The sequence below is a fragment of the Streptomyces sp. KL2 genome (genome assembly GCF_046529545.1).
Lineage (GTDB): Bacteria > Actinomycetota > Actinomycetes > Streptomycetales > Streptomycetaceae > Streptomyces > Streptomyces radiopugnans.
Genome location: NZ_CP127170.1, coordinates 4,443,870 through 4,457,055 on the forward strand (window position 1 = coordinate 4,443,870; position 13,186 = coordinate 4,457,055).

Consider the following 13,186-nt stretch of genomic DNA (forward strand, 5'->3'; position numbering starts at 1 on the left):
GTGCGGTCCCCGCAGCCCGGCCGGGTACCCCGGAAGACCGCGCGTTACCGTTGACGGGTGGACAACAGGCAAGCAATCGGATCCTGGCTCTCCGGCCCCAGGGCCGCGGCCGAGCAGATGGGCGCGGACTTCGGCTACCGGGGCGAGCGGCTGGGCCTGCCCCAGGACGGGCCGGGGTCGATCGCCCCGCTGGGACGCCGGTTCGGCGCGATCTTCGTCGACTGGGGCCTGTGCATGCTGATCGCATACGGTCTGCTCACGGGCGGCGACCTCGGCTCGGCGGGGAACTGGGCCCTGCTGGTCTTCGCGGTGCTCGGCGTCCTCACCGTCGGCACGGTCGGCTCCACGCCGGGCAAGCGGCTGCTGGGCCTGCGGGTGGTCTCCGTGGGCGGCGGACGGCTCACGCTGCCCCGCGCGGTGGTGCGCACGGCCCTGCTGGCGCTCGCCGTGCCGGCGCTCGTGTGGGACCGCGACTCGCGCGGCCTGCACGACCGGCTCTCCGGCGCCGTGCAGGTGCGGATCTGAGCCCTCACCGCCCCTCGGCGGTACGAACGCCCCGCCGCGAGCCGCGGGGCGGACCCGGCACGGGCCCGGGCTCGCGGGCGGAACGTGGTGGAGGCCCGGAACCCTTCGGGGTTCCGGGCCTCCACCACATCCGTATCCGTCCGCCCGGTGCGCCGGGCGCATGCGCGCCTCAGCGGCGGGTCGGCCCCTTCGGCATCCGCATGCCGCGGGGCATCGGCCCCTTGGGCATCGGCAGGTTGTTCATCAGGTCGCCCATGGCCCGCAGCCGGTCGTTGGTCTCCGTGACCTGGGGACCCTGGAGCACCCGGGGGAACTTGAGCAGCTTGGTGCGCAGCTTCTTCAGCTCCGTCTGGCCCTCGCCGGTGCCCACGACCACGTCATGGACCGGGACGCCGCTGACGATGCGCGCCATGCGCTTCTTCTCGGAGACGATCAGGGAGCGCACCCGGTTCGGGTTCCCCTCGCCGACGAGCACGATGCCCGCCTTCCCCACGGCCCGGTGGACGACGTCCTGCTGCCGGTTCATGGCGACGGCCGGGGTGACCGTCCAGCCGCGGCCGATGTTGTCCAGGACGGCGGCCGCGGCGCCCGGCTGACCCTCCATCTGGCTGAACGCCGCCCGCTCGGCCCGGCGGCCGAAGACGATGGCCATCGCGAGGAAGGCCAGCAGGAAGCCCAGGATGCCCAGGTAGACGGGGTGGCCGACCCAGAAGCCGATCGCGAGGAGAACACCGAAGGTGACGAGCCCCACGCCCGCGAGGACGAAGCCGATCGACTTGTCGACGCGCCGCGTCATCTTGTACGTCAGGGCGATCTGCTTGAGCCGCCCCGGATTCTCGGATGTTTCCTTCCTCGCCATACAGCGAAGTCTACGTCGCCCTTCTGCGCCCGGTCGCCGCGGCCTCCAGGACGGCCGCGGCCTCCCCCCGCGCCCGTGCCCGGCGCCGGTCCTCCAGGACGGCCGCCCAGGCGTTGCGGCGCGCGGTGCGCTGCCCGCCGGGCAGCAGCAGCCCCTCCAGTCTTCCCAGGATCCGTGCGGTGGTGTGCACCGGAAGGTCCCCTCCCCATGGCGGGCCCCGCGGGGCCGGTGGTGCGGGTGGTCCGTGGTCCCCACCCTCGCCGAACGGTGTTACCAGCGGGTGACGACGCGGTCAAAGGCGCCGAAAGCGGAGGGAGCGGATCAGGCCACGGGGAGGGGGGCGTCACGCCGCGGTGGCGCCCCGGCGCTCGACCGCCTGCCGGTACAGGCGCCCGGCGCGGTAGGAGGAGCGGACCAGCGGGCCGGACATGACGCCGGCGAAGCCGATCTCGTCCGCCTCGTCCTTCAGCTCCACGAACTCCTGGGGCTTCACCCAGCGCTCCACCGGGTGGTGCCGGGGCGAGGGGCGCAGGTACTGGGTGATGGTGATCAGCTCGCAGCCGGCCTCGTGCAGGTCGCGCAGGGCCTGGCTGACCTCCTCGCGGGTCTCGCCGAGCCCGAGGATCAGGTTCGACTTGGTGACCAGCCCCTCCGCGCGGGCCCGGGTGATCACCTCCAGCGACCGCTCGTAGCGGAAGGCGGGGCGGATGCGCTTGAAGATCCTCGGGACCGTCTCGACGTTGTGCGCCAGCACCTCCGGGCGCGAGGAGAAGACCTCGGCGAGCTGCTCGGGCACCGCGTTGAAGTCCGGGATCAGCAGCTCGACGCCGGTGTCCGGCATCAGCGCGTGGATCTGGCGGACGGTCTCGGCGTACAGCCAGGCGCCGCCGTCGGGCAGGTCGTCGCGGGCGACGCCGGTGATCGTGGCGTACCGCAGCTCCATCTGCCGGACGGACTCGGCCACCCGGCGCGGCTCGTCGCGGTCGAACTCGGCGGGCCTGCCGGTGTCGATCTGGCAGAAGTCGCAGCGCCGGGTGCACTGCTCGCCTCCGATGAGGAAGGTGGCCTCGCGGTCCTCCCAGCACTCGAAGATGTTGGGGCAGCCGGCCTCCTGGCACACCGTGTGCAGGCCCTCGCGCTTCACCAGGGACTGCAGTGCGTTGTACTCGGGGCCCATCTTCGCCCGGGTCTTGATCCACTCGGGCTTGCGCTCGATGGGGGTCTGGCTGTTCCGGACCTCCAGGCGCAGCAGCTTCCTACCGTCGGGTGCGACAGCGGACACGTCCGGCACTCCCCTTATGTGTTGGTGGCCTTTGAATCTTCGGCGCACACAAGGGTACGCCTTGGCTTGTTCGGGTCAGACGGCGCGGGGCAGCGCTTCCGCGGACTCCAGCACCGCGCGCAGGTGCTTCTCCACCACGGGCAGCACCTCGGCGACGGTCACCGGCCTGCCCAGCTCCTGCGAGAGCGAGGTGACGCCGGCGTCCCGGATGCCGCACGGCACGATGCGGTCGTACCCGGTGTTGTCGGAGTCGCAGTTCAGGGCGAAGCCGTGCATGGTGACGCCCTTGGCGACCCGGATGCCGATGGCGGCGAGCTTGCGGTCGTCGCCGCGCTGGCCGGCGTTGGAGGGGGCGTACTCCGGGCCGCGCAGCCTCGGGTCGTACTCGTCGTCGTGGAGTCTCGGGTCGAAGTCCAGGTCCAGGCCGCCCAGCGCGGTCCTCTTCCCCGGATCGCCCAGCACCCACACCCCGCTGCGCCCCTCGACCCGGGTGGTCTCCAGGCCGAACTCCGCGCACGTGCGGATCAGCGCCTCCTCCAGCCGCCGCACATGGGCGACGACGTCCACCGGGCGGGGCAGCTTCAGGATCGGGTAGCCGACGAGCTGGCCCGGGCCGTGCCAGGTGATCTTGCCGCCGCGGTCCACGTCCACCACGGGGGTGCCGTCCAGGGGGCGCTCGCTGTCCTCGGTGCGGCGGCCGGCGGTGTACACCGGCTGGTGCTCCAGCAGCAGGCAGGTGTCGGGGATCTCGTCGGCGAAGCGGGCCGCGTGGACCTCGCGCTGCCTGCGCCACGCCTCCAGATACTCCACGGCGTCCTCACCGAAGCCCAGGTGGACAAAGCGCAGCTCGCTCACGGCGGCTCCTCCTCCGGTCGTCTCGGGCCGCGGCCCAGGTCGTCGCGGGTCCCGGCAGCCACTGTACGGCTCCGGGGCCGGGGAGCGGCGGGCCGGTGGCGGCCGGCCGCTCCCCCGGTGACGGACCGCGACGGAGAGTCGCCGGACGGTTCCGCTCACCGCGCCCACTCACACGTATGGATGAAACCCGTGCGCAGACCCCCGGAGGGGCGGAGCGGACGGCTACATTCGCGCCGTTCCAGCAGGGCGCCCCGGCGTCTGTCGTACCCCAAGCCGTGAGGCAGGAGACCGCAAAGCCGATGTCGACGGAACGACCTGGGAAATCCACCCAGCGCACCCCCAACCGCCAGCTCGCCGCGCTCATCGCCGAGGCCGGGTTCTCCAACGCCGGACTCGCCCGGCGGGTCGACCAGCTCGGGTTGGAGCACGGACTGGACCTCCGGTACGACAAGACCTCCGTGACGCGCTGGCTGCGCGGACAGCAGCCGCGCGGCACGACGCCGGCGCTGATCGCCGAGGTCTTCACCCGCCGCCTGGGCCGCAGGCTCACCGCCCAGGACCTGGGCCTGGACGCGTGCGCACCGGTCTACGCCGGGCTGGAGTTCGCGGCCACACCCGGCGAGGCGGTGGACATCGTCGGGGGCCTGTGGCGCAAGGACACCGGGAACCACGCCGAGCTGCGCAAGATCGCCTTCACCCCGGCCGGGCTGGTGGTGCCCAGCCGGGACTGGCTGATCGGCCGCCCCGACGAGCGCGTGGCGCGCGGCGAACCCGCGCCGGAGGCGCCCAGGGTGCCCTCCCAGGGCCGCGGCCCCCTGTCGCCCGCCGCCGTACCGCCGCCCCGGGTGGGGCAGGCGGCCCGGATCGAGCGGGTGGAGCGGGGCCCGGGGCAGCGGGTCACGGCCGGGGACATCGCCGCCCTGCGCTCGGTCGGCGAGCTGTTCCGCGCCCTCGACCACGCCTACGGCGGCGGCCACGCCCGGCAGGCGCTGGTGCGCTACCTGGAGCACGAGGCCGAGCCGATGCTGCGCGGCTCCTACGGGGAGCAGACCGGGCGCCGGCTGTTCGCCGCGGTGGCGGACCTGACCCGCCTGGCCGGGTGGACGGCGTACGACATCGCCGCGCACGGGCTGGCGCAGCGCTACTTCGTCCAGGCGCTGCGGCTGGCCCAGGCCGCCGGGGACCGGGCGTACGGCAGCTATGTGCTGGTGACGATGAGCAGGCAGGCGGTGTACCTCGGGCACGGCCGCGAGGCGGTGCAGCTGGCGCGGGTCGCCCAGCAGGGCGTCGGCTCCTCGGTGCCTCCGGCCGTCCAGGCGCTGCTGCACGCGGTGGAGGCGCGCGGGCACGGGGTGCTGGGGGAGGTGCGGGCGTGCACGGCGTCGCTGGCCCGCGCCGAGCGGGCGCTGGAGCAGGCGCGGCCGGGCGACGAGACGCCGCACTGGGCGCGGTTCTTCGACGAGGCGCAGCTCGCCGACGAGTTCGGGCACTGCCACCGGGACCTCCAGCAGTACCGGGCGGCGGCCCAGCACGCCGAGCGCTCCCTGCAACTGCGGGGCCCGGGCTATGTGCGCAGCCGGCTGTTCTGCCGGATGGTGCTGGCCACCGCCCGGCTGGGGCTGGGCGACGTGGAGCAGGCGTGCGCCCTGGCCGCGGAGTCGGCGCAGCAGGCGGCGGAGATGCGCTCGGTGCGGGCGCACGAGTACGTCAAGGACTTCGAACGCCGGCTGGAGCCGTACCGGGACGCCACACCGGTGCGCACCTACCGCGAGCGGGTCGCCGCCCTCGTCTGACTCCCGGAGCCCTCCGCCGCCCACCGGCCGACCGTGCCGCCGCGCCGCCACGCGGCGGCACGGTCACGTTCGGGCCGGGACCTGCCCGAGCCCGCCGGAGCCCGCCGGGACCCGCTCAGGCCGCGGCGCGCAGGGCCGGGCCCTGCGCGTACCGCCGGATGCCGAAGTCGCGGCGCACGGCGTCCGCGGCGCGGCGGGCCGAGCGCAGCGCGCCCTGGGCGTCGGCGGTGTCGCGGTGGTCGCCGCAGACGTACAGGCCGTACAGCACCCGGACCGGGCGCCGCGGATCGTGCGGGGCCGGCGTCGCGGGCACGGCCAGCGGGTCGTGGTGGACGGCCAGCAGCTCCCAGCGGCCGGTCGGGACGCCGTACAGCCCGGCGAGCTGGGCGCGCGCGGCCCGGTCCAGCACACCGGCCGGCTCGGAGGCGGCGGCGCCCAGCACCACGGAGGTGACCAGCGCGCGGCCCGGTCGCGCGCGCGAGGGGTCCACGGCGCTGGTGACGGCCGTGTACGCCACCGGACCGCGCCGGTCGGCGTCGAGCAGGAGCAGCGGCTCGTCCGTGGGCGCCGGGCCCTCCACCGCGTGGTGCAGCACGGTCACCGGGTGGAAGTCCGGTACCCGCAGACCCGGCAGCAGCTCGGCCGCGTCGCGGGCCCCGGTGGCGATGAGCACCGCGCGGCAGCGGATCGTGCCGTGGTCGCGCGTCACCACCGCGTTGGCGGCCACGGACAGGACGCGCACCCCGGTGCGGACGGTGCCGGGCGGCAGCCCGTCCGCCAGGGCCCGGGGCACGGACGCCGCGCCGCCCGCGGGCAGGCACAGCCCGCCGCGGGCGAAGTCGCGCAGCACCAGATCGCCGATCCGGCTGGAGGTCGTCAGCTCCGGGTCGCACAGCAGCGCGCCGAGCAGGGGGCGCAGCAGGCCGTCGGCCGCCCGGGAGGACAGGGCGCGGGCGGCCAGGGCCTGGGCGGCGGGCAGCTCGGGACGGGCGTCCAGGCGCTCGGCGGGCGTCGAGGCGAGCCGGGCGAGCTGCGCGCGCAGCCGGGCCTGGTCCAGGGTGGTGCCCAGCGCGGTGCCGAGGGCGCCGCCCGGGGGCGCCGGACACCGGCCAGGGCGCTCACCGCGGCGCGCGCGCTCCGTGCGCCGCGGGGCGGCCGGCGGCGCGGGCGGTGCGGGCGGTGCGGGGCGCGCCGACGCGCAGCCCGCGGTCGCCGCTGCGGATCAGCACCCCGGAGGCGAAGGGGCGCAGGTCGAGCCCGGCCAGGCCGGGGCAGCGGCGCAGCTCGGACCAGCCGGCCGAGAGCGGCCGGCCGCCGCGGTCCAGCCGGTAGCCGTCGATCTCCTCGGTCGCCATCCGGCCCCCGACGGCGCCTGCGGCCTCCAGCACGGTGACGTGCAGCCCGGCGCCGGTCAGATGGTGCGCGGCGGCCAGACCCGCCAGACCCGCGCCGACGACGGCGACGTCGGTGGTCTCCCGGCCTCGGCCGGGGCTGGGACGGAGTGCGCTGCCGGGCATGGGCCCTCCCGTGGTCGACACTGCGGCGCGAGCGGACGTCCGGAGGTTTCCTGCCCTCCGGAGAAGCGCTCGACGCGCGCTTTCAAGCCGACCCTAGGGAAGCGGGCGATCACGGACAGTCGCGCACGCACCGGGCACGGACGCACATCGGTCGCGCACGGGTGTACGACGGTCGCACATCGGTCGAGTACGGTTCATGCGCCCCTCGTTCACCACCTGCGCCCCGCCCGTGCGCCCGGCCGGAACGCCTCCGGTGGGCGAGGTCAGCGCAGCGCCGCCCGGACGGCGTCCTCGATGCCGGGGAAGGCGAAGACGAAGCCGGACTCCAGCAGCCGCCGGGGCAGCACCCGCTGACTGCCGAGCACGTCCGTGGAGAACTCGCCCAGCACCGCGCGCAGCACGGGCGCGGGCACGGGCAGCACCGCCGGACGGTGCAGCACCCGTCCCATCGCGGCGGCCACCTCGCGCTGGGTGACCGGCTCGGGCGCGGTCAGGTTGACCGGCCCGGACAGCTCCTCGGTGTCCAGCAGATGCCGCAGCGCGGCGATGTGGTCGTGCAGGGCGATGTGGCTCCAGTACTGGCGGCCGCTGCCCAGGGGCCCGCCCAGCCCGGCCCTGAAGACCGGGAACAGCCGGCCCCACGCCCCGCCGGTGCGGGAGACCACCAGCCCGGTGCGGGCGTACACGGTGCGGATCCCCGCCTCCTCGGCCGGCGCGGCGGCCTCCTCCCACTCCTGGCAGACGTCGGCCAGGAAGCCGTGCCCGGGCGGCGCGTCCTCGTCCACGGCGCGGTCGCCGGTGTCGCCGTAGTAGCCGACGGCGCTGCCGGCCACCAGGGTGCGCGGCGGGGTGTCGAGCGAGGCCAGGGCCTCGGCGACGGCGGCCGTCCCCAGGACCCGGCTGTCGCGGATCTCGCGCTTGTACGCCTCGGTCCAGCGGTGGTCGCCGACGCCGGCGCCGGCCAGGTGCACCACCGCCTCGCAGCCCACCAGCCCGGCGGCGTCCACGTACTGCCTCCTCGGATCCCACTCCACCTCGTCGCCCGCCCGGGGCGGGCGGCGCACCAGGCGCAGCACCTCGTGCCCGTCGGCGCGCAGGGAGTCCACAAGTGCCCGGCCGATGAGGCCGTACGAGCCGGTGACCGCGATACGCATGGGGCAATCCTGGTGGACAGCCGCTCCGATGGCGAGGCACAGTGACCGGCATGTCCGCGTCCCCGGCGTCCCCGGCGTCCCCGGTCCCTCCCGCGTCCTCGGCGTCCCGGGGAGCGCCGCGCCCCGCGCGCCCCCTCGTACGCCCCGCCGCCGACGAGGACGGCCAGGCGCTGGGGGAACTGGACCGGCGCACCTGGTCGCCGGTGCACGCGGTCACCCCGCGGCCGCGGCCGCCGTACGGCCCGTTCTTCCACACCGGCAACCCGCCCCGGGAGTTCCTCGTCGCCGAGCTGGCGGGGGAGGCGGTGGGCTACATCAAGCTGGCCCGGCCCACCCCCCTCGCGAGCAACGGCCATGTCCGCCAGATCCAGGGGCTGGCGGTGGACGCGCCGGCGCGCGGCCGGGGTGTGGGCCGGGCGCTGCTGCGCGCGGCGATGACCGAGGCGCGGCGGCAGGGCGCCTCGCGGATCACCCTGCGGGTGCTGGGCCACAACGCGCCCGCGCGGGCGCTGTACGCCTCGGAGGGCTTCGCGGTGGAGGGCGTGCTGCCCGGGGAGTTCCTGCTGGAGAGCGGCTACGCGGACGACGTGCTGATGGGGCGCTCGCTGGCCGTCTGACCGCCCCGGGGCCGCCCCCGCGCCGGGTTCACCCCCGCTGCGGCCCGAACCGCTCCCACAGCCGGGGGAAGGCGGCGGCCAGGTCCCGGTCGTCCCCGGAGGCGAGTGGTGCGCCCTCCGGCTCCCGGGGCGGGTCGGGCAGGCCGAGGTCGGGCAGTTCCAGACCGGTGAGCCGCTCGTAGGCCTCGTCCGCGGCGCCGCCGATGTCCTCGCCCTCGCCGTCCACCTCCGGGTCGAAGTCCTCCAGCAGGCCGGCGAGCGAGTCCGGGTCGTGCAGCGCGCCCTCGAACACCTTCCTGCCCTGGCCGACCAGCCAGCAGCGGAAGGAGTCGAAGGCGTCGTCGTCCGCCCCGCCCAGCAGCACCCGGGCCGCGCCCCACACGTCCCGGCGCCAGGCCCGGTTCACCCGGGCCTCGAAGTGGCGGGCGAAGTCCACGACGGTGTCCGGGTCGAGCCGTGTCAGCCGGTCGACGAGCAGTTCGGCGTGGTCGACCGGGTCGCCCCCGGCGGCCTCGCGGGTGCTGTCGACCAGCTCCCAGAACTCCGTCTCGTGCATCGTCACGGGACCAAGGATCCGCCCTGCGGGCGCCGTCCGCATGCGGGGCGCCCGCCCGGCGGGGCGTCCTGACCGGACCGGCGGAAAAACCCGACAGGAGATGTCCGGTATCGGTGGCAGCGTGCCCGGTGCGCACAAGGCGCCGGGCAGAGGCCGGGGAAGCGCCCGGCAGGCGCCACGGACACGCGAAAGGACACACACGTGAACACCGCAGCGGTGCCGAAGGGGAGTCTGGAGGGCAGGGTCGCCCTGGTGGCGGGGGCCACCAGGGGCGCGGGCCGGGCCATGGCCGTGGAGCTGGGCCGGGCGGGCGCGACGGTGTACGCCACCGGCCGCACCACGCGCGAGAGCGTCAGCGAGGTGGGCCGCCCCACCGAGACGATCGAGGAGACCGCCGAACTGGTCACGGCGGCCGGGGGCACCGGCATCGCGGTGCCGGTCGACCACCTGGAGCCGGAGGGGGTGCGCGCCCTGGTGGAGCGGATCGACCGCGACCACGGACGTCTGGACGTCCTGGTCAACGACGTCTGGGGCGGTGACCACCTGCTCGACTTCGACACGAAGGTGTGGGAGGTCGAGCTGGACAAGGGCCTGCGGATGCTGCGGCTGGGAGTGGAGACCCACCTGATCACCAGCCACTTCGCACTGCCCCTGCTGATCCGGCGGCCGGGCGGGCTGGTGGTGGAGGTCACCGACGGCACCGCCGAGTACAACGGCCCCAGGTACCGCGGCAACCTCTTCTTCGACCTGGCGAAGAACGCCCCGATCCGGGCGGCCTTCGGCCTCGCCGAGGAGCTGGGGGAGTACGGCTGCACGGCGGTCTGCCTCTCCCCGGGCTTCCTGCGCTCGGAGGAGATGCTCGACGCGTTCGGGGTGCGCGAGGAGAACTGGCGCGACGCGGTCGCCCGCGAGCCGCACTTCGCCATCGCCGAGTCGCCCGCCTACATCGGCCGGGCGGTGGCGGCACTGGCGTGCGACCCGGACGTGGCCCGCTGGAACGGGCAGTCCCTGTCCAGCGGGCAGCTCGCCGTCGAGTACGGCTTCACCGACACCGACGGCTCGCGGCCGGACGGCTGGCGGTACTTCATCGAGGTCGTCCACGGCGGGAAGGAGGCGACCGCCGAGGACTACCGGTAGAGCTCCGCCGTCCGCTCGGCCGCCCGTGCCATGCGATCGCGCAGCTCGGGCGGGCCGAGCACCTCGCACTCGGGGCCGAGGGCGAGGAGCTGGCCGTAGGCGACGTCCAGGGACTCCACGGGCAGGGTGACGGTGGTCAGCCCCTCCTCGTCGGTCTCCCCCCGCGCCAGCGCGTCCTCGGCCGCCGCCCGGTCGGTGGCGTACCGCAGCGCGCGGGTCCCGGCCTCGGTCAGCCGCACCACGGCGGTCTCGCGCAGGATCGAGCGGGCGAAGGCCGCGGCCCGCTCCTCCCAGAAGCCGGGCAGGTCGAAGTCCGCGTCCCGCTCGAACCGCTCGCCGAGCGGGGTGACGGAACCGAAGCGGTCCACCCGGTAGACGCGCGGATCGCCGTCGGCGCGGGCGACGAGGTACCACACGCCCGCCTTGAGCACCAGGCCGTACGGCTCCAGCGTCCGCTGTGCCCGGGAGCCGTCCCGGCGGCGGTAGCGCGCGGTGACCAGCCGGTCGTCCCACACGGCCTCGGCCAGCACCGGCAGCGCCCCGGGGGTCTCGGTGGGCTGCCACCACCCCGGGGCGTCCAGATGGAACCGCTGCGCCGCGCTGTGCGGGGCGTCCGCCAGCTCGGGCGTGAGCGCCGCCGCCACCTTCAGCCGGGCGGCCGAGGCCGCGTCCGCCAGGCCCATCTCCCGCAGCGCGGAGGGCACCCCGGACAGGAACAGCGCCTCCGCCTCGTCGCGCCCCAGACCCGTCAGCCGGGTGCGGTAGCCGCCGACCAGCCGGTAGCCGCCGGCCCGCCCCCGGTCGGCGTAGACGGGGATCCCCGCCTCCGACAGGGCCAGTGCGTCGCGGGCGACGGTCCGCTCGGAGACCTCCAGTCTCTCGGCCAGTTCGGCGGCGGTCATCGACCGCCGCGTCTGGAGCAGCAGCACCATCCTGATCAGCCGGGCAGCACGCATGCGCCCATCATCCCCGCCGGAGCGCGCGGCGCGGCGCGCGCTGTTAACGTGCTGTCAACCCACAGGGACAAAAGCCGAGGAACGTCGCATATGGCTACCGAATCCAGCAGCACTCCGACGACCCCGCCACCCCGCGCCCAGTGGGGGACCCGCACGGGCTTCCTGCTGGCGGCGATCGGCTCGGCCATCGGGCTCGGCAACATCTGGCGCTTCCCCTCCGAGGCCTACAAGAACGGCGGCGGGGCGTTCCTGCTGCCCTATCTGATCGCCCTGCTGACGGCGGGACTGCCCCTCCTCGTCCTCGAGTACACGCTCGGCCGCCGCTACCGGAAGTCCCCGCCGGGCGCGTTCCGCAGGCTGTCCGGCCCGGCGCAGGCGATCGGCTGGTGGCAGGTTGCGGTCTCCTTCGTCATCGCCGCCTACTACGCCGTGATCCTGGCCTGGGCCGTGCGGTACGTGGGCTTCTCGGTCGGCGAGCAGTGGGGCGACGATCCGAACGCCTACTTCTTCGGCGACTTCCTGCGCACCGCCGAGCAACCCGGCTGGATCTCCTCCTACGTCGGCGGCGTGTTCTGGCCGCTGCTCGTCATCTGGATCGCGGTCCTGACCGTCCTGGCCCTGGGTGTGAGGCGGGGCATCGAGATGGCCAACAGGATCTTCATCCCCCTGCTGGTGATCTTCTTCGTCGTCCTGGTGATCCGCGCGGTCACCCTGGACGGCGCCGGGACCGGCCTGGACGCGCTGTTCTCACCGGACTGGGGAGCGCTGGCCGAGGGCGGTGTCTGGGTCGCCGCCTACGGGCAGATCTTCTTCTCCCTCTCGGTCGGCTTCGGCATCATGATCACCTACGCCTCCTACCTGCGCCGCCGCGCCGACCTCACCGGCTCCGCGCTGGTCGCCGGCTTCGCCAACAGCTCCTTCGAGCTCCTGGCGGGCATCGGGGTCTTCGCCACCCTCGGCTTCCTCTCCGCCGCCAGCGGCACGCCGGTGGGGGAGACCGTCACCGACGGCATCGGCCTGGCGTTCATCGCCTTCCCGACGATCATCTCCAACATGCCGCTGGGCACCCTCTTCGGCCTGCTGTTCTTCGGCTCCCTGGTGATCGCCGGCTTCACCTCGCTGATCTCCATCGTGGAGGTGGTGGTCGCCTCGGTGCAGGACAAGACCGGCATCGGGCGCATCCCGGCGGTGCTCGGCGCCGGCGGGCTGACGGCCCTGGTCTCCGTCCTGCTCTTCCCCACCGACAGCGGGCTGTACCTGCTGGACTCCGCCGACCACTTCATCAACCGCTACGGCATCGCCCTGGCCTCCCTGGTCGCGGTGATCGTCATCGCCTGGGTGCTGCGCAGGCTGCCGGTGCTCCAGCGGGACGCGGACGCCACCTCCGCCATCCGGCTGGGCGTGTGGTGGCGCCTGGCCCTGGGGGTCGTCACCCCGCTGGTGCTGGGCTGGATGATGGTGGACAGCCTGCGTTCGGAGTTCGACGAGAACTACGGGGGCTATCCGTCCGGCTTCCTGTTCTGGTCCGGGTGGGCGGTCGCCCTGGGCGCGCTGCTCTTCGGCGTGCTGGCCTCCCTGCTCCCCTGGCCGCGCGGTACGGAGCCGGCGGGCACGGAGCCCTCGGGGCCGGGCGGCCCCGTGGAGAGCCGACCGGGTACGCCCGGGGAAGGGAGGCACTGATGTCGACGGATGCCGTCGTGATGATGATCGTCGCCATGGTCGTGGTGTGGGGCGGACTGCTCGCGGCCGTCCTCAAGCTCCGCGGCCACACCGAGGAGCCCTGATCCCCGGCCCGGCCCGGCCCGGCCCGGCCAGGCCCGGCCCGGCCCAGCCCGGCCCGATCCGGTCCGGTCCGGTCCGGCCCCGGCCGGCGGGGCCGGGCGCGCCTCCCGGCAGGCGGGAGGAGACGCGCCCGGCCGGCCGTGGCCGCCCGGC

General features: G+C 75.0%; 15 protein-coding genes. 6 read left to right on the top strand and 9 right to left on the bottom strand.

The window, feature by feature from the left end; all coding sequences use genetic code 11:
- Positions 1–57: 57 nt before the first annotated feature.
- Entirely contained in the window at positions 58–525 is a 468-nt protein-coding gene (locus QPK52_RS19965) for an RDD family protein (protein ID WP_410538836.1), read from the top strand.
- 169 nt (positions 526–694) lie between these two features.
- On the opposite strand, the gene QPK52_RS19970 is transcribed toward QPK52_RS19965, so the two are convergent.
- The 4 genes from QPK52_RS19970 to lipB form a co-directional block, all read right to left on the bottom strand.
- Complete coding sequence (locus QPK52_RS19970; RefSeq protein WP_093655060.1) at positions 695–1,384, bottom strand: DUF4191 domain-containing protein; 690 nt, start codon at positions 1,382–1,384, stop codon at positions 695–697.
- A gap of 10 nt (positions 1,385–1,394) precedes the next feature.
- A complete protein-coding gene (locus QPK52_RS19975) occupies positions 1,395–1,574 on the bottom strand; it encodes a hypothetical protein (RefSeq protein WP_410538837.1) in 180 nt (59 codons plus the stop codon).
- Positions 1,575–1,727: 153 nt separating this feature from the next.
- Positions 1,728–2,666 (bottom strand): lipoyl synthase, encoded by a 939-nt coding sequence (gene lipA / locus QPK52_RS19980; RefSeq protein ID WP_093655064.1) that lies wholly within the window; start codon positions 2,664–2,666, stop codon positions 1,728–1,730.
- Between the two features lie 75 nt (positions 2,667–2,741).
- Positions 2,742–3,521: a lipoyl(octanoyl) transferase LipB gene (gene lipB / locus QPK52_RS19985; RefSeq protein ID WP_093655066.1), complete on the bottom strand. Its 780-nt coding sequence runs from the start codon at positions 3,519–3,521 to the stop codon at positions 2,742–2,744.
- 299 nt (positions 3,522–3,820) lie between these two features.
- Here lipB and QPK52_RS19990 point away from each other — a divergent pair, with 299 nt between their 5' ends.
- Positions 3,821–5,314, top strand: coding sequence for a regulator (locus QPK52_RS19990; protein ID WP_410538838.1), 1,494 nt, complete (start codon positions 3,821–3,823; stop codon positions 5,312–5,314).
- Positions 5,315–5,429: 115 nt separating this feature from the next.
- Here the strand turns inward: QPK52_RS19990 and QPK52_RS19995 are convergent, their stop codons facing one another.
- The 3 genes from QPK52_RS19995 to QPK52_RS20005 form a co-directional block, all read right to left on the bottom strand.
- Positions 5,430–6,383, bottom strand: a complete 954-nt coding sequence (locus QPK52_RS19995; protein WP_410540405.1) for an FAD-dependent oxidoreductase — start codon at positions 6,381–6,383, stop codon at positions 5,430–5,432.
- Between the two features lie 49 nt (positions 6,384–6,432).
- Complete coding sequence (locus QPK52_RS20000) at positions 6,433–6,831, bottom strand: FAD-dependent oxidoreductase (protein ID WP_410538839.1); 399 nt, start codon at positions 6,829–6,831, stop codon at positions 6,433–6,435.
- Between the two features lie 263 nt (positions 6,832–7,094).
- On the bottom strand, positions 7,095–7,985 hold the full coding sequence (locus QPK52_RS20005) for a TIGR01777 family oxidoreductase (protein WP_410538840.1): 891 nt from the start codon (positions 7,983–7,985) through the stop codon (positions 7,095–7,097).
- 50 nt (positions 7,986–8,035) lie between these two features.
- Between QPK52_RS20005 and QPK52_RS20010 the strand changes: the two genes are divergently transcribed.
- Positions 8,036–8,602, top strand: coding sequence for a GNAT family N-acetyltransferase (locus tag QPK52_RS20010; protein ID WP_410538841.1), 567 nt, complete (start codon positions 8,036–8,038; stop codon positions 8,600–8,602).
- A gap of 28 nt (positions 8,603–8,630) precedes the next feature.
- Here QPK52_RS20010 and QPK52_RS20015 read toward each other — a convergent pair whose 3' ends face one another.
- Entirely contained in the window at positions 8,631–9,158 is a 528-nt protein-coding gene (locus QPK52_RS20015; RefSeq protein WP_410540406.1) for a DUF4240 domain-containing protein, read from the bottom strand.
- A 201-nt stretch (positions 9,159–9,359) separates the two neighbouring features.
- Here QPK52_RS20015 and QPK52_RS20020 point away from each other — a divergent pair, with 201 nt between their 5' ends.
- Entirely contained in the window at positions 9,360–10,295 is a 936-nt protein-coding gene (locus tag QPK52_RS20020) for an SDR family oxidoreductase (protein ID WP_410538842.1), read from the top strand.
- Here the strand turns inward: QPK52_RS20020 and QPK52_RS20025 are convergent.
- Positions 10,286–11,251 carry a helix-turn-helix transcriptional regulator gene (locus QPK52_RS20025; protein WP_410538843.1) on the bottom strand — a complete coding sequence of 322 codons (966 nt, stop codon included), beginning with the start codon at positions 11,249–11,251 and terminating at the stop codon, positions 10,286–10,288. The genes QPK52_RS20020 and QPK52_RS20025 overlap by 10 nt on opposite strands.
- 90 nt (positions 11,252–11,341) lie before the next feature.
- Here QPK52_RS20025 and QPK52_RS20030 point away from each other — a divergent pair, with 90 nt between their 5' ends.
- Together QPK52_RS20030 and QPK52_RS20035 are read left to right on the top strand one after the other, a co-directional pair.
- Entirely contained in the window at positions 11,342–12,931 is a 1,590-nt protein-coding gene (locus QPK52_RS20030) for a sodium-dependent transporter (protein WP_410538844.1), read from the top strand.
- Positions 12,931–13,035 carry a methionine/alanine import family NSS transporter small subunit gene (locus QPK52_RS20035; protein ID WP_410538845.1) on the top strand — a complete coding sequence of 35 codons (105 nt, stop codon included), beginning with the start codon at positions 12,931–12,933 and terminating at the stop codon, positions 13,033–13,035. Before QPK52_RS20030 ends, QPK52_RS20035 begins: the two co-directional genes overlap by 1 nt.
- Positions 13,036–13,186: the final 151 nt, after the last annotated feature.

Excerpts from the sequence above, each read along its gene's own strand:
- QPK52_RS19970 (WP_093655060.1), bottom strand. The coding sequence starts at position 1,384 with ATGGCGAGGAAGGAAACATCCGAGAATCCGGGGCGGCTCAAGCAGATC.
- QPK52_RS19990 (WP_410538838.1), top strand. The coding sequence starts at position 3,821 with ATGTCGACGGAACGACCTGGGAAATCCACCCAGCGCACCCCCAACCGC.
- QPK52_RS20000 (WP_410538839.1), bottom strand. The coding sequence starts at position 6,831 with ATGCCCGGCAGCGCACTCCGTCCCAGCCCCGGCCGAGGCCGGGAGACC.
- QPK52_RS20005 (WP_410538840.1), bottom strand. The coding sequence starts at position 7,985 with ATGCGTATCGCGGTCACCGGCTCGTACGGCCTCATCGGCCGGGCACTT.
- QPK52_RS20010 (WP_410538841.1), top strand. The coding sequence starts at position 8,036 with ATGTCCGCGTCCCCGGCGTCCCCGGCGTCCCCGGTCCCTCCCGCGTCC.
- QPK52_RS20015 (WP_410540406.1), bottom strand. The coding sequence starts at position 9,158 with ATGCACGAGACGGAGTTCTGGGAGCTGGTCGACAGCACCCGCGAGGCC.
- QPK52_RS20025 (WP_410538843.1), bottom strand. The coding sequence starts at position 11,251 with ATGCGTGCTGCCCGGCTGATCAGGATGGTGCTGCTGCTCCAGACGCGG.
- QPK52_RS20030 (WP_410538844.1), top strand. The coding sequence starts at position 11,342 with ATGGCTACCGAATCCAGCAGCACTCCGACGACCCCGCCACCCCGCGCC.
- QPK52_RS20035 (WP_410538845.1), top strand. The coding sequence starts at position 12,931 with ATGTCGACGGATGCCGTCGTGATGATGATCGTCGCCATGGTCGTGGTG.